Genomic DNA, 22,685 nt, shown 5'->3' with positions numbered 1-22,685 from the left:
AAAGCGCAAGTCACTCTCCAAACGTCGGTGAAGCTGCGTAAAGGTGGCAAATCGGTGTCTGGGTATTGCGTGCCACAGGTCATACAGATCCATGCAGGCATCAAGTTCACCGCTTCGGTTCGTTGCATTCGGTCGCGTCGCTCTCGGCTCTGCGCAGGATTTCGCGTGCAAGCAACATCTCAGTTCCAGCAAGACCCACAGAGAAAAACACGCTGATCCCACGACGGTCTGGTTTCGAACAAGGCTGCGTGGACAGGAGTCCCCCCAGCTCGATCACCGGCGTCGTCGTGATCGTGGAGATGTGAGGTTCAGGATAACTTGTCATCTGCGCAATGGAATCCGTTACTAATAAAGTCGCAGCTTGAACCGTCTCACGGGGGATTTCGTGCGCTCCCACCCATTTCGGTCCTATCGTATGGATGTGTACATCCGGGCGGAGCATGGTCGGATCGAAAACCGGTGTCCTGCTGTTGGTTGCGCAGATGACGACATGGGCGCCTCGCACGCAACGTTCGACTTCGTCCGCAACCACAATGTCGCGTCTCAACTGCTGTGACATACGGCGTGCAAATGCCTTCCGCTTTTCAGCATCACGGCTGTACACTCGAATCTCCTCAAAGGGCCGGACTTGCACCGCAGCCTCGAGTTGCGTTTCCGCCTGCCTTCCCGTCCCAATCACAGCAAGCACACGAACGTCTGGCCGCGTCATATGTTTCAGGGCGACTCCGCCAATGGCGCCTGTACGCATCTGGCCGAGCGTATCCCCCAAGACGATACCTTCCAATACGCCATCGCTGCCATAGATTGCTACGAACTGCTGCCCCTCCGGGGTGTTGACGCCCAATGCAGGATACACTCGGAACCCCATGCATCCGTCGTCCCCACCCACAGTGCCAGCAGTGAATACGAGTCGCGCGCGGTCGTTTTCTACGTGAAACCGCGGTGGAGCGTGGAGGTCGCCTCGGGCGTGCATCGCGAAGGCTCTTTCCATCACGGAGATCGCCGTGACCATGTCGATCAGGCTTCGCACCTCAGCGTCCTGGATGATGCGCATTCCAGCTCGCCCTCCATTCCCGTCACAACGAACTGCGTTCATCCAGAGTATAAACCCGCCGTGGATTGTCTTTGTCAAGCGAAAAGTTGACCACTTTGCCAATTGAAAAGCACGGATGGTTGTAACGCTGTACCGAGACGGGCACTTGTTTTCCCGTCGATGCGAAGCCCCACGGACCCACGTCCAACTCCGTGGGCCCTGTAGATAAGTCGTCTGGTGCCGACAGCCCGCGCCTTGGAGGTTCCCGCCGAAGAATTCTTCCTTGAACCATCATCCGCGGCGCTCGGAGGATCGCCCTCTGCTCTGCGTCGGCACATAGCCCTCTTCATGATTCCATGGTTGTGTGTAAGACTTCCAATGATTGCTTTGCACGCTCTGCCCACCGCACAGCAGGCCCCATTGAGAGGCCAGCCGCCAAGAACACTGCACCGAGAGTGATCCAACCAAGGGGTCCTCCATAGACGACTAAACTGGTAAGAAGAAGCGGTCCGACCAATTCGGCTACGGTGAACCCACTACCGAAAAAGCTTTGGTATTCGCCCTGCTTACCATCCGGTGCAAGACCGAAACTGATGGTCCATGTCCCTGAGAACTGCACCATCTCTCCTAATACCTGCAAGATTGTAGCGAGCACAAGAAGAGCGGACGCCCACAACGAGCGCATGCCTGCCGAGGAGGCGAAGGCGAGGCAAGAAAAGAGTAGGATGATTCCGGCTAGGCGGACGAAGCGGGTTGCACTGCCCATATCGGTGACTCCACGCGAAATACGAACTTGAAATACCGCGGCAGTTACGGTGTTCAGCAGAAACAGAAGTGCGACGATCCAGTGTGGCGCAGCGGTCCGGCGAGCGATCCAGAGCGGCAACGCCACATCAATGAGCGGGATATGTAACATCAGGAAAGCGTTGATTGCTGAGATCAGCATGTACGGTCTGTCCCGGAGCACTGTAAATCGTCGTTGATGCGAATGGCTGATTTCAGTGCGTGCCGCCGCGGGCAGTCGTCGAAGAATCATCCACGCGTAAGCAAGGAAGCTCACCGCGTCCAAGGCCAGGACGACGAAATAAGCGTGGCGACTGCCTATGAGAAGAGCTACACCACCGATCGCAGCACCGGTCGACAAACCCATATTAAAGGTTGATTGAATATAGCCCTTGGCCTCGCTGAACTTGGACTTCTCCATGACTGCAGCAATCAATGCCTGCTGTGCTGCTGACAATCCACGCTGACAGATTGTATAAACGCATGCCGCGATGATGAATAGCGGGAAAGCGTCAACAAACATATAAGATCCGATGGCAAGACTGGCCCCAATGGCTAGTAACACCGCCATGCTACGCGGCCCGTATCGGTCGATGAGGTGCCCTACAGGGATGCCGACAACGAATGCGACCAGCCACGCGAGGGTGAGGCCACTGCCTAGCTCCGCTGGTGAGAAGCCAACGACCTGCGTAAAGTACATCGCTACACAGACGTAGTACGCACCGTCGCCAATGGAGCTGATCATCTGCGTGATGGCGAACATGCGTGTCGGACCAGAAGGGGGGATGAGAAGTTTGGACATTGAAAACCTCCCTGATTGTAGCGACGAGCTCAGTCTAGAGCGTGAAGTCGGTGGCATGCCTCATCGATGCCTCTTCACGTCGCTGGCGGCGATCCTCCATGGTGGTGTACGAGGACGAACATCCGATGGGCATCCGATCAAGTCCTGCCGGACGATTCAATGAGCAACGCGCTTCAAAAGCAAAAATCCCTTGCGGCACAAGGGATTTCGCGACTAGCAGTATGGTGGGCGTTGACGGACTCGAACCGCCGACCCCCTGCTTGTAAGGCAGATGCTCTCCCAACTGAGCTAAACGCCCTCTGGAGCTCCCAACCAGGCTTGAACTGGTGACCTCATCCTTACCATGGATGCGCTCTGCCAACTGAGCTATGGGAGCATAAAATGGAGGGGAAAATGGCAGGGGCGGCAGGATTCGAACCCACGACATGCGGTTTTGGAGACCGCCGTTCTACCAACTGAACTACGCCCCTGCGTGGAACACGTGGAGGATGAACTTTTTGCCACCCTCCACCGTCTGGAGCCAGCGACAGGAATCGAACCTGCGACCTACTGATTACAAGTCAGTTGCTCTACCTACTGAGCTACGCTGGCATTGTCGCGGCGAGGATCACTATAGCACGGGACGGCTCGGATTGTCAACCATCATTCGTCGCCAAATCCAACACTGCCGACGCGCAACAGTCCTCGCCCGCTCGCCCTTCATTCGGCCGGTTGGTTGGGCTCGGCGCTCGTTTCAGGCTGCACGAGCGATACCGACCGCATCGGTGCGAACGTGGAGATGGCGTGCTTGTAGATCAACTGCTGCTTGCCATCCGTCTCCACGACGATGGTGAAGTTGTCGAACGCGCGGACGAGTCCGCGGATTTGAAAACCGTTCACCAGGTACACGATGACCGGAATTCGCTCTTTGCGCACCTGATTGAGAAAGGTGTCCTGAATGTTGACCGACGACTTCGACATGCTACGATTCACTCTCCAATCTGCAGGTGCTGGATCTATTCGCAGTCGACCACCCGATATCCTGCAAAAAGTGGTCGATAGATGCCCACAATCGCGCGATCTCGTCCGTCGAAAACCGGCCATCGCTGCCTTTCGTAAACCAGTGCACACGCGGATCGCGCTTAAACCATGACCACTGACGCTTCGCAAATCGCCTGGTGCTCTGTTGTATGATGCGAATTGCCTCCTCCTCCGATACAGCGCCGGACAGATACGCGACAATTTCCTTGTACCCGATGGCCTGCATGGCCGTCCCATCCATTGGCACGCCGGCCGCGAGCAGGCGCTTGACCTCGTCCACCAGCCCGAGGCGCCACATCATCTCCACACGCCGGTCGATCCGCTGATAGAGTGCCTCGCGCGGCATCGTGATGCCGATGACGAGCGCCTCGTACTGCCCATGGCGGGGCGTCCAGTCGTAGTCTTCCGACATGCCCGTACCCCGGACCATCGCGACCTCAAGCGCGCGGACAATCCGCTTTCGGTCGTTCGGATGAATCATCCGGGCTCGCTCCGGGTCCTTCGCGCGCAGTTCCTCGTACAGCGCCTGCACGCCTTCCTCGTCCGCGCGCCGGTCGAGCGCCGCGCGCAGGTGGACGTCTTCCGGTGTCTGCGAAAAGTCGAGATCGTCCAGGAGCGCCCGAACATACAGCCCCGTGCCGCCGCACACCACGGGCAGGCGGCCGCGAGCGAGCGCGTCGTCGATAACCGCGTCGGCCTGTAGCTTCCACTGCGCAACCGTGAATTTCTCCGCAGGATCGGCGATGTCGAGCAAGTGATGTGGCACGCCGCGCATCTCGTCCGGGCGAAGCTTCGCTGTCCCGATGTCCATGCCCCGATAAATCTGCATGGAATCCGCCGAGACGACCTCTCCGCCGTAGCGCCGCGCGATCTCGACGCTGAGTTCGCTCTTGCCGACGCCCGTCGGCCCGACCACGCAGACGATGGGCTTCCTGTCGGTCATCGCGGCTTCCTCCATACACCGTACGCGAATCGGCCCGCGGTGCGATCGGGCTCAAGACCCAGCGCCTCGAATATGCCCGATTTGGGCCGCTCCTTGACGATCACGGCCCGCCGTGCGACGCGCTTCGCCTCTTCCAGGGCCTCACGCGACAGCGGCGCTTCCCAGGCGACGGGCCGAATAGGTTGCATGTGCGCAGACTGGCGCACGGGCTCGCGAAACATCGGGTCGAAGTACACGACGTCCGCGCTTTGATCGGGCTGGGCCTTCAGCCAATCGGCGTGATCGCCAGGGACGAGCGCGACCCGCTTGAGGAACGCGGCTTCGCGCGGATGAGCCTCGGAACCGTAGACCTGCACCGCGCGCAGCAAGCCGTACAGCACCCGTGAGCGCTCGAGGCCCACGACGCGCCCTTCTGCTCCGACGGCCGCGGCGAAGACCAGCGCGTCGGTGCCAAGTCCCAACGTGGCGTCGACGATCACGTCGCCCGGCGAAACCCCAGCAAGCTCGAGCAGCCGATCGCCTTCTCCCTGCTCGAGCCGCCTGAGCCGTTGATATGCCATGCTCGGGTGGAAAAAGAGCGGGTGCTCGACGCCGCGCACGTGCACGACGGCCGGATCGGCCGCCACCACGACGGCGTCCGCATCGGCGAGCAAACGAGCGAGGCTCTGGCCGCGTCGTGGCACAGCGGCGCCGCCAAACCAAGCCGCCATCTCCGACGCGCGCGCCACCTGATGGGGTTTCGGGCGGAGCGGCGTGGTCACAAGGATGCGTATATCCTCCTTGCCAGCCTGTGTCATACGATCCTCCGAAACGATTTCGCCAATTCTCGTTCGCTCATGCGCAGGAAGACGGGGCGACCATGCGGGCAATGATAGGGATCCCGCGCGCGGGTCAATCTTCGACAGAGCGCCTCCATCTCCGGCATGGTGAGTGCGTCGTGCGCTTTGATGGCTGCCTTGCACGCCCGGGTCGCCAGGCGGTGCATAATATCAGGGGCGGTCGCCTTCGCCCCCATGGACGCGAGGTCATCCAGCGCGTCGCGAAGGAGCGCGGCGTAGTCAAGCCCCTGCCATGAATCGGGAATGGTGCGCACCAGCACGGTCTGGGCTCCGAACGGGTCGATCTCAATTCCGAGCGCAAGGAGCTCCTCGCGCCGGGCCATGACCTCCTCGAAAGCCGACGGCGCGATCGAAAGTTCGAGAGGCGTCAGAAGCGGCATGGGCTGAATGTCGCCTTGCTCCCACGCGTCGACCAGATCTTCATACAACACGCGCTCGTGGGCGGCATGCTGATCGATGATATAAAGGTCGTTCCCATCGTCGGCGAGGATGTACATGCGGAGCGCCTGCCCGATGGGACGAAGGCGCCAGTCCGCGGGCCGCTCCTGCGGGGCCTCGTGTCTGTCCTCTCCGTGCCCCGCCTGCGCCTCGGGCTCGGCCTCAAGCTGCGAAGCGGCCGCCGATTCGCGCACCGCGAGCGCAGACTCCCAAACCTCCCTCGGTGCGGCCGTTCGGCCTGTTCCTTGCCCGAATGAAGGCGAGCGCGCCAGGACCCGCGTACGCTCCTTGGGATCTGCGGCGGGCGACGGACTCTGCTGCATCTCGCGCGTGCGCTCCGGCGCCTCCGGCAGATTCAGAGGCACCGGGGACCCGAGCGGAGCGCTCGTCCGCACGCGCGGCGACGCCGTGAGCATCGCGTTGTCCAGGGCCGCCCGAACGGCCGATTCGACGAGTTGACAGACGTCGCGCTCCTCGCTCAGGCGGATCTCCCATTTTTGCGGATGGACATTGGGATCGACCAGCGCCGGGTCCATCTCGAGGTACAGGGCGTAAACGGGATATCGCCCCACCATCAGCCGTTCGCCGTAGGCGCGCTCGACGGCCTGCTGCACGGCCGGATTGCGCACGGGCCTGCCGTTGATGAAGAGGTAGCCGTGCTGCCGCGAGGATCGGGCCTGTGTCGGCCGACCCACGTATCCTCGCAGGGCATAATCGCCGGTCGCGCCGCGCACCTCGAGGAGCATGCGCGCCTCACCCACCCCGTAGAGCGCCGCCCAGACCTCGCGCGCATCGCCGCGCCCCGGGGTCTGGAACAGGACTTGGCGCTCGGTGCGGCACACAAACGCCACCTCTGGATGCGCGAGGCTCTCGCGCTGCACGACTTCCACCGATCTCGCCTGCTCCGTCTGCGCGCTGCGGAGATACTTGAGGCGCGCGGGCGTGTTGAAGAACAGGTCCCGCACCTCCATGGTCGTGCCAAACGGCGCCCCAATCGGCTCGGGCGGGAGCATATCGCCTCCCTCCACGCGCACCAGAACCCCCGATTCCTCCCCGCGCGCCCGCGTGATGAGGCGGACGCGCGCGACGGACGCGATGGCCGCGAGGGCCTCGCCCCGAAAACCGAGCGTGCGGATGCGGGCGAGATCGCGCGGTTCGTGGACCTTGCTCGTGGCGTGGCGGTGGAAAGCCAAGGCGGCATCCTCGGCTGACATGCCCTCCCCGTCGTCCACGACGGTCACACAGGCGATCCCGCCCTCAGCAAGCGCAACCTCGATGCGCGTTGCACCCGCGTCGAGGCTGTTCTCGACGAGCTCCTTGACGCACGACGCGGGCCGGGCGACGACCTCGCCGGCCGCAATCTGGTCCGCCATCACCTTCGGCATTACCTGGATTTTGCCCATCCGACGAGATCCCTCGCTTTCTCCGCGGCCTCGTGCAACACCTGCATCGCCTCGAGCGGCGTCATGCGCATCACGTCCTGCGCGGCCAGCCAATCGACGAGATCGCGATACGGAGCGGCAAACAAATCGAGCGCGACCGGACCGTCTTCACGCACCTGCGGCTCTCGGCGCCGCTCGCGCCGGTCGTCCCGAGCCGCCGCCACCTCGGGTGTGACCTCCCGCGCGGACAAAAATTCCATGGCGCGCCGAATGACTCGATCCGGCAAGCCCGCGAGCCGAGCCACCTGGATGCCGTAGCTTCTGTCGGACGGGCGCATCACGACGGTGTGCAGGAAGCGAATGCCCGTGTCCGTCTCCTCCACCGCCATGGACTGATTGCGGACGCAGGAGAACCGCTCCGAAAACGAGATAAGCTCGTGGTAGTGCGTCGCGAAGAGCGTGAGCGGCCGATGGCGCCGCTCGGCCAAATCCTCCAGCACGGCTTCGGCGATGGACAATCCGTCATACGTCGACGTGCCCCGCCCAATTTCGTCGAGCAGGACGAGGCTCCTCCCGCTCGCCTCGCGCAGGATCTCCGCGAGTTCCGTCATCTCGACCATGAACGTGCTTTGGCCGCGGCTGAGATCGTCCGACGCGCCGATGCGCGTGAAGACGCGATCGACGAGGCCAATGCGGGCCGAGCGGGCAGGCACGTACGAGCCCATCTGCGCGAGAATGGCGATGAGGGCCGCCTGGCGCATGTAGGTGCTTTTGCCGCCCATGTTCGGGCCCGTGAGGAGGACGATGGGCGCATCCGGCGTGAGCACGAGGTCGTTCGGCACAAATTCGGCGCCGAGCGACGCCTCCACGACCGGGTGGCGGCCCTCACGGATTTCCATGCCGATCTCGTCAGTCACCTCGGGCCGGACATAGCCGCGTTTTACGGCCAGCTCGGCCAGCCCCGCGAGCACGTCGACGGTGCTCACGACCTCCGCAAACTGCTGAAGTTCGCTCGCCTGCTCCCGAACGCGATGGATCCACGACTCGAAGCGCGCGCGCTCGAGCTCCACCACGCGTTCCGCGGCGGTGAGCATGTCGGCCTCCCTCGCCTTGAGCTCGGGGTGCGTGAAGCGCTCGCCAGATGCGAGCGTCTGCTTGCGCTCGTAATCCGCGGGCACGAGCGACAAGTTCGCCTTGGACACCTCGATGTAATAGCCAAACACTTTGTTGTACCCGATTTTGAGCGACTTGATCCCCGTGCGCTCACGCTCTCGCGCTTCGAAGTCGCGCAGCCAGCTGCGGCCCTCCGATTGCAGCGAACGCAGGCGGTCGATTTCGGCATCGACGCCGTCCCGGAAGATGCCGCCCTCGGTGGCCTTTGCGGGCGGATCGTCCACGAGCTCGCGTGCGATGTGTTCCGCGAGCGGCCGAAAGTCGGGCAGATCTCGGGTCAGGCGGCTGAAAAGCGCCGGGCCCTCCAGAGGCAAAAGCGCGACGGCCGCCTCGCCTTTCTCGATGGCGTGCGCCAGTGCGAGCAAATCGCGGGGCGTGGCGCGGCCGATGGAGCACTTTGCGAGAAGCCGCGACAGGTCGTGCATGCCCTTCAGCGCCTCGCGAATTTCCGCGCGGAGGAGCGAGTCGTCGGCGAGCGCCGTCACGGCGTCGAGCCGCTCCTCGATGGCCCGGCGGTCGGTGAGCGGCCGCAGCATCCACGTGCGCAACAGGCGGGATCCGGCGGCCGTCACCGTCTCGCGGATGACGTCGTACAGGGACGCCCTTCGATCCCGGCCGCTTCCCATCGGCACGAGTTCCAGATGTTCAACCGTGCGCTCCGAAAGCCACATCCGCCCCGGTTCGAGGAGCGGCCGCGGTGGGGCGAGATGGCAGAGCGAGGCCATCTGGGTGTCGCGCAGGTATTGGAAGGCCATGTTGCAGGCGGAAAGCGCGGCCGATCCCATCCGCAGGCCGAGCGCCTCCGGCGACGTCGCATTGTAGTGCGCGAGAAACGCGTCGCCCGACGGAGAGGGAACGCGCGTCACAATGGCTCCGTGCCGCTTCACCGTCTCCTCGAGCCAATCGGGAGATGCCTGTGCGCCTTCGAGCAGAATCTCGCGTGGCCGGAACCTGGCGACGTGATCGCGCACATCCTCGTCGCTCCCGGCCCCGAACCACACGTCGCCGGCGCCGACGTCGACCAGCGCGAGGCCGACTTCGTCGCCTTGGAACGCGAGCGCCGCGAGGTAGCGCGCGTCCGACTCCTCCGCCACCGCCGTGCCCGGCGTGACGATGCGCACAATCTCGCGGCGAACCAGCCCCTTGGCCGCCTTCGGATCCTCGACCTGATCGCAGATGGCCACGCGAAACCCCTGCTCGATGAGCCGCTCGAGGTATCCGTCCAGCGCGTGATGGGGCACGCCGCACATCGGCACCCGCCCCGCCTCGCCCGCGTCGCGCCCTGTGAGCGTGATGTCGAGGGCCTGGCTCGCCATCACGGCGTCCTCAAAGAAAAGCTCATAGAAGTCTCCGAGGCGGAACATCAAGAGCGTATCGCCGTCGAGCTTCGACTTGATTTCGCGGTATTGCCGCATCATCGGCGTCAGGCTCACGAGTCGACCTCCTCATGCTCCGGCGCTCGCGTGGCAGGATCCGCCGCAACCGCCGGAACACCCGCCGCTGCCGCACATGCGCGGTCCCCGCTCGACAGGCAGGGTTCCGTGCAAATTTGCCAGCATCACCTCAATGACTTCCTGCACAAGGCCGTTCAGCTCATCCTGAGCCGCCTTATACTGCAGCGCCACAGGCGTCTCATACAAACTCTCCCAGAGGAGATCCGCTTCATGTTTCATGCGCTGATATTTTTCGTGGGATTCGCCGAGCCTGTCGCGGAGCGTCCAAAGTCCGTTCGTCTTCTTCTTGAGCTCGTCAAACAGGCGCTGCGCCCGCGGGTTTCGCGCCATCTTTTCTCTCGCGTTCCAGTACAAGCGACACTCATCGGACTGCCGGATCATCGCCGCGAGTTGGTCCGCCGCGGCCAGAATGGCGTCCGTGTCGACACGCGTCGCCAAGGCCATCACGAGACCACCTCTTCCACCTGTGCGATCTCGCCCTTGAGCAAGAACGTCTGCGGCTCCGTCACGCGCACCCAAATCCGCTGCCCGATGAGCGACTTGTCGCCTCGGAACAGGACCAGCTTGTTCGTCCGCGTGCGGCCCGAGAGCACGTCCGGGTTCGTCTTGCTCTCGCCGTCGACGAGCACTTCGACGAGCGCGCCGCGCAGCTTCTCGTTGTGCCGACGGCTGATCTCGTTCTGCACCTCGTTCAGGCGCAGGAGGCGCTCCTTCTTTTCTTCGAGCGGCGTGTCGTCGTTCCAGCGCGCTGCCGGTGTGTTCTCCCGCGGCGAGTAAATGAATGTGAAGGCGTTGTCGAACTCCACTTCCCGCACGAGGCGCAGCGTGTCTTGAAAGTGGTCCTCCGTCTCCCCGGGGAAACCGACGATGAGATCGGTCGTGATCGCCACTCCAGGAATCCTGCTGCGGATCTTATCAACCAGGCGCAGATAGTACTCGCGCGTGTGTGAGCGGTTCATCCGCCGCAAAATCTCGTTGTTGCCGGACTGCACGGGCAGGTGAATGTGTTCGACGACGTTCTTCGACTCGGCGATGGCGTCGATGAGCTCGTCCGTGAAGTTCCACGGATTGGACGTCGTGAAGCGGATCCAGCCGATGCCACGCACCGCATCGACCTCCCGCAGGAGACGAGCGAAGTTGGTGGAGCCGAGATCGACACCGTAGTCGTTCACATTTTGACCGAGCAACGTGATGTCCTGGTACCCCTCGTGGACCAACTCCTCCACTTCGCGCAGGACGTCCTCCGGCAGACGGCTCCGCTCGACGCCACGCGTGTACGGCACGATGCAGTAGGTGCAAAATTTGTTGCACCCGTATTGAATGTTGACCCACGCGCGCACGCGGTCCTTGCGCAGCTTCGGCCAGTCCTCCACCGTCTCGGGCGCGCTGTCCCAAATCTCCATCACCGTCTCCTGCGAGGCGCGGGCGGCAAAGAGCAGCGCAGGCAGCCGATGGATGTTGTGCGTACCGAAGACGAGATCGATCCACGGGTACTTCTCCCGCACCATCCGCTGCACGCCCTTCTCCTGAGCCATGCAGCCGCACAAACCGAAGATAAGCTCGGGGTTCTGGCGCTTCAGAGGCCGTAGACGGCCGATCTCGCCAAACACCTTCTCCTCCGCGTTCTCGCGAACCGCGCAGGTGTTGAAGAGAATGAAATCGGCCTCCTCGACATCGTGCGTCGGTTCATAGCCCATGGCTGTAAGAAGGCCCGCCATGACCTCCGTGTCGTGCTCGTTCATCTGGCAGCCGTACGTCCGGATGAGGAAACGGTACGGCTCTCCGCTTGGCTTCCGACCCACTCGATACGCGCGCGTGAGCTCATCGGCATCGTAGGACACGCGCACCGCCTGATTGGGCCGATGCGTCTGTCCAAACACGAGGCCAAGCCCCTTCTCGAGCCTTCCCTCGCGCGCGAGGCGAATCAGGTTCTCCATATCTCAACACTCCGTCGTCTGGAATGGTGGTTTTGTCTTGCACATCTAATCTCACATGATACCATAAGCAGTAAAGCGTATAAACGTGGTGAGGAGACCGGCATGTCCGAAAAAGTCAACGTCCCGACCTTTGAGGTGCACGTGGCGTTTCGGGAGCACCCGCTGGACGGCGCTGTGGTCGCGCCCAATAAAAAGTCGTACGCCAGTGACTTCCCGGAGATCGGCGAGATTCTCCAATCTCATCAGGCTCTGCTGGTGTACGACAGCAAGTGGCACTATATTCCCCTGCACCAGATTCAATATATCACCAAGGGCAAGCAGCGCTTTCTGCTCCCCTGGCCTCTGGCCTAGCGCGTCACACGGACGAGATCGCGCAGAATGTCGATCACGCCTGCGCTCGCGCGCCGCGCAATGTCCGGCTCGTCAAACCGCATGGGCTTGGCGTTCGCCTCGAACAGCCAGGGATGTCCGGCTTCGTCGATGCCGACATCGATGGACATCTCGCGCACGTGTCCCGGCATCGACCGTTCAATTGCCGCGGCGGCCGATCGGGTGAACGAGACGAGCCTGGCATCCACCTCTTCACTGCGGGACCCAAACACTTGGCGCAGGACGGTCCACCGGTCCGCGATATGGCCGCCGTTCGGGACGTGCGTGGTGATGCTCTCGTCGCCGCTTACGCGGATGCCATAGCCCACGACCTGCCAACTGGAACCCGGGCGCTGAAGAAGTACGCGCGCGTCACACGGCCGGCCTTCGAACCGAATGACGGGCACCGCGGCCTGCGCCACGTATGCGCCCGGGAAACGCGCGCGGCGAAGCGCTTCGTCAAGCGCGGCCGCGTCACGAATCGACCAATGTTCCGCCCGATGCGCGCGTTGCGCCCACACATCGAAGGTGTCGCCCCGGCGCTCCACCCGCACGATGCCGCGCCCGATGCTCCCCCCGACGGGCTTCAGATACACGGCTCCGTGGCGGTTTAAGAGATCCATCACAGATTCCGCGCCTGCAAACCTTGTCGTCTCCGGCAGATGCTGACCCAGCCCCACGCGCCGAATGGCCTCGTAAATCTTCGCCTTGTTAAAGTAGCGATGGTTAAAAAATGGGATGCCCATGGCCTCAAAGGTCGCACGCGCCCTCTGTACGGTGGCGCTCGCCTCAAGCGCCCGGTTTGGAATGCGATTGTACACCGCGAGCGGGCGAGGCAGCCACATCCGTCTCCAATTTCGATAGCCCACGCGCACGTAGCCTTGCCAGGTCGATCCTTCTTCCACGAACTGGGGCGTGATGACATAGACCAGAAACCCTCGTTTTTGCCCAGCCGCGATGATGTCTCGGAAATAACGCCGCGATCCGGCGAACCCAGACGGGTGATCGGCGGTGAAAATCGCGAACGCCGGGCCGTCGGATCGCCACGCCATCTCCCCCACCGTTTGGGCGCCTTGAACATTGCCGTGAAACGTTTGACTCATGATCGACACCTCACGCGACGTGCCATCTACACCGTGTGGACCGCTGTGGTCTTTGCCTGCTTGGGCTTCTGCGTGCGCCGGAGGGGTACGCCCCACTCCTGACGGACGTCCACCGCCTCATCCCATGTCTCCCCGCGCTCGATCATCGCGAACAGGGGCTCGATGGCGTCCTGATGGCGGACGTACTCGGGATGGGATCGGATGGCCTCCATGTTGCGCATCAGAATCGGACGCAACGCCTCGCGGTCTGCGCTGTAAAACGCGAACTGAAGTTGCGGTGAGTACATGTCGTACAGCGGAAGTTCCCGGTAATGGCGAGCCACCATGTGAGCCAGGTGGAAGGCTGCGCGGGTGGCCACCTGGCTGCACACAAAGCTCGCGGGCGTGCGGTACTCAAAGCCTCCGTGCACCTTTTGCCGCACATCGCCCAGGAAACCGTATTTGGGGCGACGCCATTGAGAGCGAACCGGATCTTCCACAGCCATGAGCGGCAACCCCACGTAATGGTCGAGCGCTCGCACCAATCGCGCACCGAGCGGCACGCCGGACAAGTGAATGTGTCCGCCGGTGCAGTACGGGCGAAAGGGGGCACTGCCCGCGCGCCACTCGACCCCGGGCCGATTGATGGCCTCGCTCGCTTCGTGCATCAAAGCTCGTAGATTCAACAAGAGGCCATCCGGCGAAGGATCGGGCGCGGGCCGGAGCTCCATAAGGGGCAGCCGCCGGCCATCGAAGTTGACGCTCCGGTCGTCGCATCCGATACGGCCTTTTCTAGAGAAATATTTGCTTGCCAGCACCATCTTCCCCTGGGCGTTCCGCAACATCATTTCGACGTCGGTGCCGAGGGTCACCGAGGGAGGACCTGCCCGGCGCCACTCGTCCTCCCGCTCGACAAACCGCTGCACCGCATCCCGATATAACTCCAGCAGCCGGCCTTCCAAGATGGGTGCCGCGCTCACGTCCAGTACCTGGAGAAGACCTCGTTCCGACACGCCAATGGAGACCAGACCGAAGTCGAGCCCCAGCGCGTGCAGCGTGCGCGTCGCCAGATAGGTCGCTCGGCGCGTTTGCCCGTCTCCGTCGAGCGGCACTTCCTCGAACGACTCGTGGATCCGCGAAATGCGGGATGAAGTCCAGTCCACCCCCGAGTCAGAGCGAAAACATCCGATGGGCACAAAGTCGAATATCGGGATGCGATATTGGCGGCTGAACGTCGTGGGAAGTCCGTCCCGGTTGACGCGGGGCGCGACCCTCACCCCAATGCGCCGCAGAAACTTCGCCATCTGGGCCCGCGAAGCGATGCGGCGCTGCGCTTCGCTGCCGTTTAGAATCGTCCCATGAGCGGGATCGCTCTCCTCCACCATCCCCCAACGAACCAACACGTCGCGATCCGTCATCCGATTGCTCGCCGTGTACCTGGAGAGGCGAGGAACGCTTGCCATGAGCCGTCTGGCCGAGGGTTGATTCTTAAATAAAAGGTAGTACGCCATCTGCTCTCCCCCCTGGTTCGGCACGGGCTCACGACGGCCGCCGCGCGAGGAACAGCGCGTATTCCATGGGTCGCCTGAACGAGAGTTCGACCAAGTCGTCGCGGCCGCTCGCCGACGCAGGTGCCTTGCGCGGCTTGGAGTTCACTTCAATGACCCAGACGAAACCACGCCGATCGACGCCGAGATCGACACCGAGTTCGCCGAAGGTTCGCCCCGCACCGGCCTCCACGGCCTCCGCCACGGCCTCGGCGGTCCTCCGAATGGACGCTCGCACGCGCCTTTTCACGTCGTCCGGAAAGGCGCCGAGGATAGCTCGATCGACCGGCATCGCCCCGCCGCCCGTCGCAAGGTTGGACGTGAAGTCACCCGCTTTCGCGACGCGAGCGAACATCTTGGTGCGCTTCCAAGCCCCGGTTCCGTCGCGCTGAAGGAGGATGCGGATATCGACGGGCCGACCGTCAAGCGCGACGAGATCAATGCCCTGCTGCCAAATATACGGCCGCCTGCGCAATTGCGTGCGGAACAGCTGCACGGCCTCAGCGGGAGAAGCGGCGGTGCCGCGGACAATTCCTTGGCGCGATCGTTTCCATTCGTACGAAACGGAGCCGTCCTTCTCGAGCGCAAAGCGAATGATGCCGAGACCAAGGCTCCCGTGAAAAGGTTTCAGAAAGGTCACCTGGTGACGTGCGACGAACGTTGCACCCTGCGCAAGAGAACGGTGGCGAATGGTCTCAGGGACGTGCGGCCACACCGGGGAACGGCGCAGCCATTCGTAGATCTGCCACTTGTCGAAGAAGCCATCGTTGAAAAACAGGTCGCCATACTCTGCCGAAAGCGCGTGCCGAACGGAACGATAGGTTTCTCGACGCTCCAGCTTGCGCGACAGCAACTGATCGTAGATCACGTCGGGAAACGGGAAGACCCGCTCCATCCATTTTCCGTCATCGCGAGAGTAGCCGTGTATGCGCCTCGACTTCAGGTCAACGTCCGCCAGCCCGAACACAAACGCGTCCGCACCGAGCGACTGCGCGATCTCGACCATGCGCCGAATGCCCGCCATCTGATCGCTTTCGCGCAGTGTCTCCCGGCGATCGTCCCATCGCGGGTGATCGAGAATGCCGATGAGCGGCCGTTTCGTCATTTTCATCACCCCCGCGGTCATCCTCCGCGCCGCTGTCGAACTTGGATAGCATATTCCAGCAACGCCTGGAGTGACAGACGATGCACCTCGGGATCCAGATGGCGCAACATTTTTCTGCCGGGTGTAGGGTTCAGCTCGATGAAATACACGCGCCCGTCCTCGCGGACGGCGAGGTCGAGGCCCAGTTCGGCGTATGGCCCAAACCGCTGCCGGGCGCGCCCAGCGACCGCCAAGGCGATCTCGTCCAGTTGACCGACGAGATCGCGCGCGGCTTTTGTCCCAAAGGCGTCCTCAAGCACATCCTCTGCGAAGCGAGGCTCGCTGCCGGTGTGAATGTTGGTGGTCACCGCCTGCGGCGTGCCGACGCGCGCAACCCTGGCGATGATGGTTGGATCATCGCCATCGCAGACGAGCCAGCGGAGGTCAAACGGCCTGTTGCCAATCTGGGCAAGTGGAATGGTTTGCTGAGCCACGGAGGGAATCCATGATCCGGCGGGCCAGGCACGACCTAGTTCGGACGGCGTCGACATGACCAGTGGGGCGCTGGCCGCGGCGGACCACAGTTCAACCCTGCCGGCCCGCTTCCGCACGCGGTAGATGCCCTGGCCCTGTGTCCCATTGAGCGGCTTCAAGTACAGATCATCCTGGGCGGCGAGAAGCGCGATGAGATCTTCCACCCGCGCGCACAGCCATGTGGGCGGGAGGTGAGACCTCAGGCGATGATCGGTGCGAAGCCAGGTGTAGAGCCTCCATTTTTGTCCACTCTGTCGAGGCAGCGTATGTAGAAGTCCCTGGCGGCGAAGGGCGACCAACTCCCGCGCAGCGAGCGCAGGCTGCCGATGGAAAAGGCCGGAGCGGCGCAACACCACGTCAGCGCCGGCGGGCTGCGTCAGAACCCATTCCATGCCCGTGAATGTGTGCGCGCGACGGGCCGAGAGATCGCCCGGCGTGAGGACCTGGACCTCCACGCCTGCGTCGCGCCCGAGAAGGATCAGATCTTCGAACAGTCGAGTCTGGTCGCCAAACCTCTTTCTCCCCGGGCTCGGGCCGTCCACGTAGATGGAAAGGTGCGTCCGTCCTCCCTCGTTTCGCATGCGCACACCCCCTCCGGACACAAAGGGAGGGGGCGCCTGCCCCCTCAAACGCGTTTGCGCCTTCAGTCTTCGATCTCGACTTCCTCTACCTGGCTCTCTTCCTCAAAGAAGTCGAGATCTTTCTTTTCCGCCAGGTCAACTGTCACAACGCACAACTTCGTCTGGCCGATGACCTCGACGCCGAGTTCCTTTTCGACGCGCACCAAAACCTCGGATCCGTTGCCCGTCAGCGTGGCGTCAAGGCAGTTGGGGCTCTGAATCACGTGCACGCACACCTCACGGCTGTCGCGGACGCAGGCGTCGTCGATGTCGCGCAGGGCGATCTGTTCCGTATACGTGACGGTCTCCTTGGCGATGGCCGTGTCCGTGTTGCCGTTGTACGAGTACCATACATTGATGTCAAACCGACCGCGGACCTCGACGTAGTCGCCGACCAACTCCGCCTCATACACGTGGTTCATCACCCAGCAACCTCCGATTGTGCTCGGACGGTGGGCAGGGCGAACCGTATACGTGGTCTGGGAATACTTGTTGCCGCGACCACACACGGCATTGGCCATGATTTCCCGGTAGCTGAGGTCTTTGCTGGACAGCACCATGCGGCTACCTCCTCTGTGCAGAAATCGAGCGGACCTGCGCTCGCAGGGATCGAACCGATTGCGAGGCAAGGAGCCAGCGGGCATCGCGCCCGGCGGCTTCTGCCCAGTCGCGCTCACAGCACATCGTATGCATGGGCGAATGGAGGTGCTCCGCGGTGAACACAGGCGGGAAAAAATTGGGCCATAGCCCACAGGAGCTCAAGGGGGAGATTTACGGAGATTCGATCGCAACGCTCGCGACGTGATCGAAAAGACGCCGCGTCAGGCGGCGAATCTCTTCAAAGGGGCGACGCGGAAGGAAGCTGGCGCATGAGAAACGCCTCGAAGTTGCGGAAGAGGAAGTCCTGGGCGAGATCCGTGCCGTACCGGTCGCAAAGTCGCTCGGCGAACGCGCGGTAGTCCCTGCTCGCGGCGAGGCCGGGAATGTCCGCGGACGTGCCGTCGAAATCGGAACCAAAGCCCACGTGGCGGTGCCCGCCGAGATCGAGAACGTGGTCCAAGTGGCGGAACACGTCGTCCACCCCGACCGGGTCCTGCCCGACGAAGGACGGCTGAAACGTCAGCCCCATCCACCCGTCGCGGCGGATAATCTCGCGAATGACGTCGTCGGTCAGGTTCCTGCGGTGCGGATGGACAGCTCGAGCGTTCGCGTGGGATGCGATGACAGGGCCGTCCGTCAAGCGGAGCACGTCCCGCACGCCGGTGTCGTGCAGGTGGGCGAGATCGATCCACATCGACAGATGCTGCATCTCGCGCAGCACGTCGCGGCCAGCGCGGGTCAGCCCAGCCCCCCGCAACTCGCCGCACCCATCGGCCAACTCATTGGCGTCGTTCCACGTCAGGCCGACGCCTCGGACGCCGAGGCGGTGCAACACGCGAAGAAGTTCGACGCTCCCGCGCAAACAGCCGCCACCTTCGAGCGACAAGATGGCCGCCAGCTGTCCCTGTTGGCGGGCGACACGCAGATCTTCCTTGGAGCGCACCGCCCGCACATCGGCCAGGATGGCAATTTGTTGGTAAAAGGCGTCGATTTGCCGAAGAACTTCCGCTAATTGCGTGTACGAATCCAGAGACGGATCGACGTAGAGCGCGAACACTTGTGTGGCGACACCACCTTCGCGCAGGGAATGATAATTTGCGCGCAAAAGGGGCGAGTCGTCCAAAAAAGCCACGCGGCCCTCCGCCAACTTCATCAAGACGTCCACGTGTGCGTCGGCCACAAGCATTCGCGCCACCGGTCTTCATCCTTTCTCAGCGAGGCTCTACGAGCAGGCGAATGGCGGTTCGATCTTCGCCATCGATCTTGATGTCCGTAAAAGCAGGTACGCAGACCAAATCGATGCCGCTCGGTGCGACGAACCCTCTCGCGATTGCGACGGCCTTCACGGCCTGGTTCAGAGCCCCCGCACCAATGGCCTGAATTTCTGCCGAACCTTGCTCGCGCACGACGCCGGCGAGGGCGCCTGCGACAGAATTGGGATTCGATTTTGCCGAGACTTTTAACACATCCACGGTGAGATGACCTCCTCTGTTCCGTCGGCAGTGGGACACTATACGATATTCGCCAGAAAGCCCATTATGCTAACGGACAAGAGGGCGCAGCGTCGCTGGTTTACGTCGGAGGCCATCCACCCGATCTATAAAAATAGGGTCAGCCGTCAGGCTGCCCTATTTTGCGTATTCAACGGCTCTAGTTTCTCGAATTACCGTCACCTTGATCTGGCCGGGATAGTCGAGTTCGTTCTCGATCTTCTTCGATATCTCCTTTGCAACCAGCGCAGACTCAGCATCGTCGACCAATTCGGGTTTTACGATGATGCGGATCTCGCGACCCGCCTGAATCGCGTAACTCTTCTCGACACCCGCGAAGGAATCCGCGATGTGCTCGAGTTTCTCCAAGCGTTTCATGTACACTTCCAGCGTTTCACGGCGCGCACCCGGGCGAGCCGCCGAGATGGCGTCCGCCGCCGCCACAATCACGGAGATCGGCGACGTGAATTCTACATCGCCGTGATGCGCGGCAATACAGTTGATCACGACGGGATGCTCCTTATATCGGCGCGCGAGATCTACACCGATCTCGACGTGCGATCCCTCCACCTCGTGCGTGACCGCTTTACCGATGTCGTGCAACAATCCACCTCGCCGCGCGATGGCTGCGTCGAGACCGAGCTCAGAAGCCATCATCCCTGCGAGATGCGCGACCTCGATAGAGTGCTTCAACACGTTTTGTCCATAACTCGTGCGGAAGCGGAGCCGACCGAGCAGTTTCACCAGATCGGGATGCAAGCCGTGCACATTCGCGTCAAACGTGGCCTGCTCGCCTTGCTCGCGGATGACGTCCTCGATCTCCCGGCGAGCCCGCTCCACCATTTCTTCGATTCGTGCGGGATGGATGCGCCCGTCAGCAACCAACCGCTCAAGGGCAATTTTCGCGATTTCACGGCGGATGGGATCGAATCCAGACAGGATGACGGCTTCCGGCGTGTCATCGATAATCAAATCCACGCCCGTGAGCGACTCGAGGGTTCGAATATTGCGCCCTTCTCGCCCAATGATGCGGCCCTTCATCTCGTCGTTCGGCAGGTTGACCACCGTCACCGTGATCTCGGAAGCGTGGTCCGCGGCACACCGCTGAATGGCATTGGCGACGATGTCTCTCGCCCGGCGATCCGCCTCGCGCTTGGCCTCCTGCTCGATCTGCTTGACCATCAGTGCCGCATCGTGACGCACCTCGCGCTCAACCTGTTCCAGAATGAGCTGCCGCGCGCTCTCCCGCGTCAAGCCGGAAATCCTCTCGAGTTCCCGGACCTGCTCATGGCGCAAAGCCTCGGCCTCGTCTTTCAGCGTCTGAATGGCCATCTCTTCTCGGCGAAGCTCTTCGGACTTCTGTTCCAAAACCTCGAGCTTCTTGTCGAGCGCCTCTTCCTTTTGCAGAATACGGCGCTCCATCCGCTGAATCTCGTTGCGTCGCTCGCGCAGCTCCTTCTCGGCCTCCTGTCGGATGCGGTGCGTCTCTTCCTTCGCCTCAAGCACCGCCTCCTTGCGGCGAGCCTCGACGTCTCGCTGCGCGGCTTCTATAATTTCCAAGGCGCGAGCTTCCGCGGCGCCTATTTTGGCCTCGGCGACCATGCGCCGGACCACGTACCCTACACCTAATCCAATGCCTAGACAAGCAAGCGAAACCACGATCAACAGCCAGACTGCGACTTCCAATGAGGCGCCTCCTTGCTCCGGTCGACGATCACCTGTTCGCATCGGAACCATGACGTCTTCGAGCTAGAGGCCGTAGGTGATACGCACTTTTATTCTACGTGTTGTTTCAAAACGGTGTCAAGAAAAGGCGATTACGCCCATTCGTTGCGCCCCTGCTCCCCATACCGCCGAGCTGCTTCCTGCACCGCCTGGCGCGCGACGGACAGCGAAAATCCCTTGCGCACCAGGTGAGCCACGGCACGGCGCTCGTCCACATCGCTGGTTCGGCCAGCCGCGCGTCGAAAGTATTTCTCTGCGAACTTGACGGCGGCCTCTCGCTCTTGCTCGGTATCCACACACGCCGCAACAAATTGGTTTACCAGCTCAGCCGGCGCTCCTCGAGATCTCAATTTGGCCCGGATCTCCCGTCGACTACGCGTGCCTGCCCAAGCGTCCACGCGGTCCCGCACAAGCCTCTCATCGTCGAGAAGTCCCTTCTCGCGCAGGCGATGAAGCGCGCCGTCGATGCTCTCTTGTGCCCATCCCTTGCGCAGCAACGCTTGGCTCAGTTCGCGCTCAAAACGCGGGCGAATTTCCAGCAGGCGCAGCGCGTCGCGCAGAGCCCTTGCCACCTCAGAGCGCTGCGCCAGTTCCGCGTAGAGCTCATCCGGTATGGGCATGCCCATCTGGAGGCCACACTGCACCCAATCCTCCGCCGTCAAGTACAAGCAGGGCGCCCCTTTGAACTCGACGCAGATCAGGGGCCGCCATTTTCCAGCGGCCTCGCTGCGGCGCACGAGGACGATCGGCTCGTGCTCAGAAGGCGTCGAATTCGTCGAATGCGTCATCTGCGTCATCGTCCGCATCCTCCGCAGCGGCGGCAACCAGCGGTTTGGCCGGATTCACATGGTAATAATCGCGAACCGCCGCCTCGATTTGCTCCGCGATTTCCGGATGCTCCTTCAGATACTGCTTCGCGTTCTCGCGCCCTTGCCCGAGACGATCCTCGCCAAAGGAATACCAGGCTCCGCTCTTCTGCACGACGTCGATCTCGGCGGCAATATCGATCAGGCTGCCTTCTCGCGAGATTCCTTCTCCGAACATGATATCCACGTCGCACTGCCGAAACGGCGGCGCGACCTTATTTTTCACCACTTTGATGCGCGTCCGCGATCCCACGACGTCATTTCCCTGTTTGATGGCCTCGACGCGCCGGACCTCCAACCGGACAGAAGCGTAAAATTTCAACGCTCGTCCGCCCGTCGTCGTCTCTGGATTACCGAACATGACGCCGACCTTTTCGCGGATTTGGTTGATAAAGATGGCAATGGTCTTCGATTTGCTGATGGCGCCAGCCAACTTGCGCAGCGCCTGCGACATCAGGCGGGCCTGCAATCCGACATGCGAATCACCCATGTCGCCTTCCAGTTCATTCTTCGGAACCAGGGCTGCCACGGAATCCACCACAATCACGTCCACCGCGCCACTCCGAACGAGCGCCTCGGCGATTTCGAGCGCCTGCTCCCCCGTGTCCGGCTGAGAAATCAAAAGCTCGTCGATGTTGACGCCGAGCTTTTGGGCGTACACCGGATCCAGCGCGTGTTCCGCGTCGATGAACGCCGCCTGACCGCCGAGTTTCTGCACCTCCGCGACAACGTGCAGCGCGACAGTCGTCTTGCCTGACGACTCGGGCCCGTAGATTTCCACGATTCTGCCACGAGGGAGCCCTCCGACGCCGAGCGCAATGTCAAGCGCAATCGACCCCGTCGGCACGGTCTCCACCGTCATTGCAGCCGCTTCACCGAGCCGCATGATGGAGCCCTTCCCAAATTCCTTCTCAATTTTTCGCAGGGCTTGTTCCAAAGCCGCCTTTTTGTCTCCCATGACACA

General features: G+C 62.3%; 20 protein-coding genes and 4 tRNA genes. 1 reads left to right on the top strand and 23 read right to left on the bottom strand.

Annotated features, from left to right (window positions below):
- Positions 1-106: 106 nt before the first annotated feature.
- From AMA01_RS05965 to miaB, 13 genes are all read right to left on the bottom strand, one after another.
- A complete protein-coding gene (locus AMA01_RS05965) occupies positions 107-1,054 on the bottom strand; it encodes an ornithine cyclodeaminase family protein (protein ID WP_067848782.1) in 948 nt (315 codons plus the stop codon).
- Between the two features lie 325 nt (positions 1,055-1,379).
- Entirely contained in the window at positions 1,380-2,618 is a 1,239-nt protein-coding gene (locus AMA01_RS05960; protein WP_067848779.1) for an MFS transporter, read from the bottom strand.
- 222 nt (positions 2,619-2,840) lie between these two features.
- Positions 2,841-2,916 (bottom strand) — tRNA-Val (locus AMA01_RS05955).
- Positions 2,917-2,918: 2 nt separating this feature from the next.
- Positions 2,919-2,994: transfer RNA gene (locus tag AMA01_RS05950), tRNA-Thr, on the bottom strand.
- An 18-nt stretch (positions 2,995-3,012) separates the two neighbouring features.
- Positions 3,013-3,088, bottom strand: a tRNA-Trp gene (locus AMA01_RS05945).
- A 45-nt stretch (positions 3,089-3,133) separates the two neighbouring features.
- Positions 3,134-3,209: transfer RNA gene (locus AMA01_RS05940), tRNA-Thr, on the bottom strand.
- Between the two features lie 108 nt (positions 3,210-3,317).
- A complete protein-coding gene (gene hfq, locus AMA01_RS05935) occupies positions 3,318-3,578 on the bottom strand; it encodes an RNA chaperone Hfq (protein WP_067848776.1) in 261 nt (86 codons plus the stop codon).
- 1 nt (position 3,579) lies between these two features.
- Positions 3,580-4,581, bottom strand: a complete 1,002-nt coding sequence (miaA, locus tag AMA01_RS05930; RefSeq protein WP_067848774.1) for a tRNA (adenosine(37)-N6)-dimethylallyltransferase MiaA — start codon at positions 4,579-4,581, stop codon at positions 3,580-3,582.
- A complete protein-coding gene (locus AMA01_RS05925) occupies positions 4,578-5,342 on the bottom strand; it encodes a class I SAM-dependent methyltransferase (protein WP_231862834.1) in 765 nt (254 codons plus the stop codon). The genes miaA and AMA01_RS05925 overlap by 4 nt, the downstream gene beginning before the upstream one ends.
- Before the next feature lie 32 nt (positions 5,343-5,374).
- A complete protein-coding gene (gene mutL, locus AMA01_RS05920) occupies positions 5,375-7,261 on the bottom strand; it encodes a DNA mismatch repair endonuclease MutL (protein WP_230087838.1) in 1,887 nt (628 codons plus the stop codon).
- The gene (gene mutS / locus AMA01_RS05915) at positions 7,243-9,846 is read right to left on the bottom strand and encodes a DNA mismatch repair protein MutS (RefSeq protein WP_067848765.1); all 2,604 of its coding nucleotides are present in this window, start codon (positions 9,844-9,846) and stop codon (positions 7,243-7,245) included. Before mutS ends, mutL begins: the two co-directional genes overlap by 19 nt.
- 12 nt (positions 9,847-9,858) lie before the next feature.
- Entirely contained in the window at positions 9,859-10,311 is a 453-nt protein-coding gene (locus AMA01_RS05910) for a RicAFT regulatory complex protein RicA family protein (RefSeq protein ID WP_067848837.1), read from the bottom strand.
- Positions 10,311-11,804: a tRNA (N6-isopentenyl adenosine(37)-C2)-methylthiotransferase MiaB gene (gene miaB, locus AMA01_RS05905; RefSeq protein ID WP_067848762.1), complete on the bottom strand. Its 1,494-nt coding sequence runs from the start codon at positions 11,802-11,804 to the stop codon at positions 10,311-10,313. Before miaB ends, AMA01_RS05910 begins: the two co-directional genes overlap by 1 nt.
- Before the next feature lie 102 nt (positions 11,805-11,906).
- Between miaB and AMA01_RS05900 the strand changes: the two genes are divergently transcribed.
- Complete coding sequence (locus tag AMA01_RS05900) at positions 11,907-12,155, top strand: hypothetical protein (RefSeq protein ID WP_067848759.1); 249 nt, start codon at positions 11,907-11,909, stop codon at positions 12,153-12,155.
- On the opposite strand, the gene AMA01_RS05895 is transcribed toward AMA01_RS05900, so the two are convergent.
- From AMA01_RS05895 to recA, 10 genes are all read right to left on the bottom strand, one after another.
- Positions 12,152-13,276, bottom strand: coding sequence for a YheC/YheD family endospore coat-associated protein (locus AMA01_RS05895; RefSeq protein WP_067848755.1), 1,125 nt, complete (start codon positions 13,274-13,276; stop codon positions 12,152-12,154). The genes AMA01_RS05900 and AMA01_RS05895 overlap by 4 nt on opposite strands.
- Before the next feature lie 26 nt (positions 13,277-13,302).
- Positions 13,303-14,766 (bottom strand): putative amidoligase domain-containing protein, encoded by a 1,464-nt coding sequence (locus AMA01_RS05890; RefSeq protein WP_067848753.1) that lies wholly within the window; start codon positions 14,764-14,766, stop codon positions 13,303-13,305.
- Positions 14,767-14,794: 28 nt separating this feature from the next.
- The gene (locus AMA01_RS05885) at positions 14,795-15,913 is read right to left on the bottom strand and encodes a YheC/YheD family endospore coat-associated protein (RefSeq protein ID WP_230087846.1); all 1,119 of its coding nucleotides are present in this window, start codon (positions 15,911-15,913) and stop codon (positions 14,795-14,797) included.
- A gap of 11 nt (positions 15,914-15,924) precedes the next feature.
- A complete protein-coding gene (locus AMA01_RS05880) occupies positions 15,925-17,001 on the bottom strand; it encodes a YheC/YheD family protein (protein ID WP_067848750.1) in 1,077 nt (358 codons plus the stop codon).
- A gap of 62 nt (positions 17,002-17,063) precedes the next feature.
- Positions 17,064-17,600 (bottom strand): outer spore coat protein CotE, encoded by a 537-nt coding sequence (gene cotE / locus AMA01_RS05875; protein WP_067848747.1) that lies wholly within the window; start codon positions 17,598-17,600, stop codon positions 17,064-17,066.
- A 278-nt stretch (positions 17,601-17,878) separates the two neighbouring features.
- Positions 17,879-18,826, bottom strand: coding sequence for a dipeptidase (locus AMA01_RS05870; protein ID WP_067848831.1), 948 nt, complete (start codon positions 18,824-18,826; stop codon positions 17,879-17,881).
- A gap of 25 nt (positions 18,827-18,851) precedes the next feature.
- A complete protein-coding gene (locus AMA01_RS05865) occupies positions 18,852-19,112 on the bottom strand; it encodes a stage V sporulation protein S (protein ID WP_014464226.1) in 261 nt (86 codons plus the stop codon).
- Positions 19,113-19,268: 156 nt separating this feature from the next.
- Positions 19,269-20,816 (bottom strand): ribonuclease Y, encoded by a 1,548-nt coding sequence (gene rny / locus AMA01_RS05860; protein WP_067848743.1) that lies wholly within the window; start codon positions 20,814-20,816, stop codon positions 19,269-19,271.
- 131 nt (positions 20,817-20,947) lie between these two features.
- Positions 20,948-21,652: a regulatory protein RecX gene (locus tag AMA01_RS05855; RefSeq protein WP_067848740.1), complete on the bottom strand. Its 705-nt coding sequence runs from the start codon at positions 21,650-21,652 to the stop codon at positions 20,948-20,950.
- A complete protein-coding gene (gene recA, locus AMA01_RS05850) occupies positions 21,612-22,679 on the bottom strand; it encodes a recombinase RecA (RefSeq protein WP_067848738.1) in 1,068 nt (355 codons plus the stop codon). The genes AMA01_RS05855 and recA overlap by 41 nt, the downstream gene beginning before the upstream one ends.
- Positions 22,680-22,685 lie beyond the last annotated feature (6 nt).

It is taken from the genome of Alicyclobacillus mali NBRC 102425, assembly GCF_001570745.1.
Taxonomy (GTDB): Bacteria; Bacillota; Bacilli; order Alicyclobacillales; family Alicyclobacillaceae; genus Alicyclobacillus; species Alicyclobacillus mali.
Note: the sequence above shows the minus strand (reverse complement) of the source record. Positions and strands in the feature narration are given on the sequence as shown.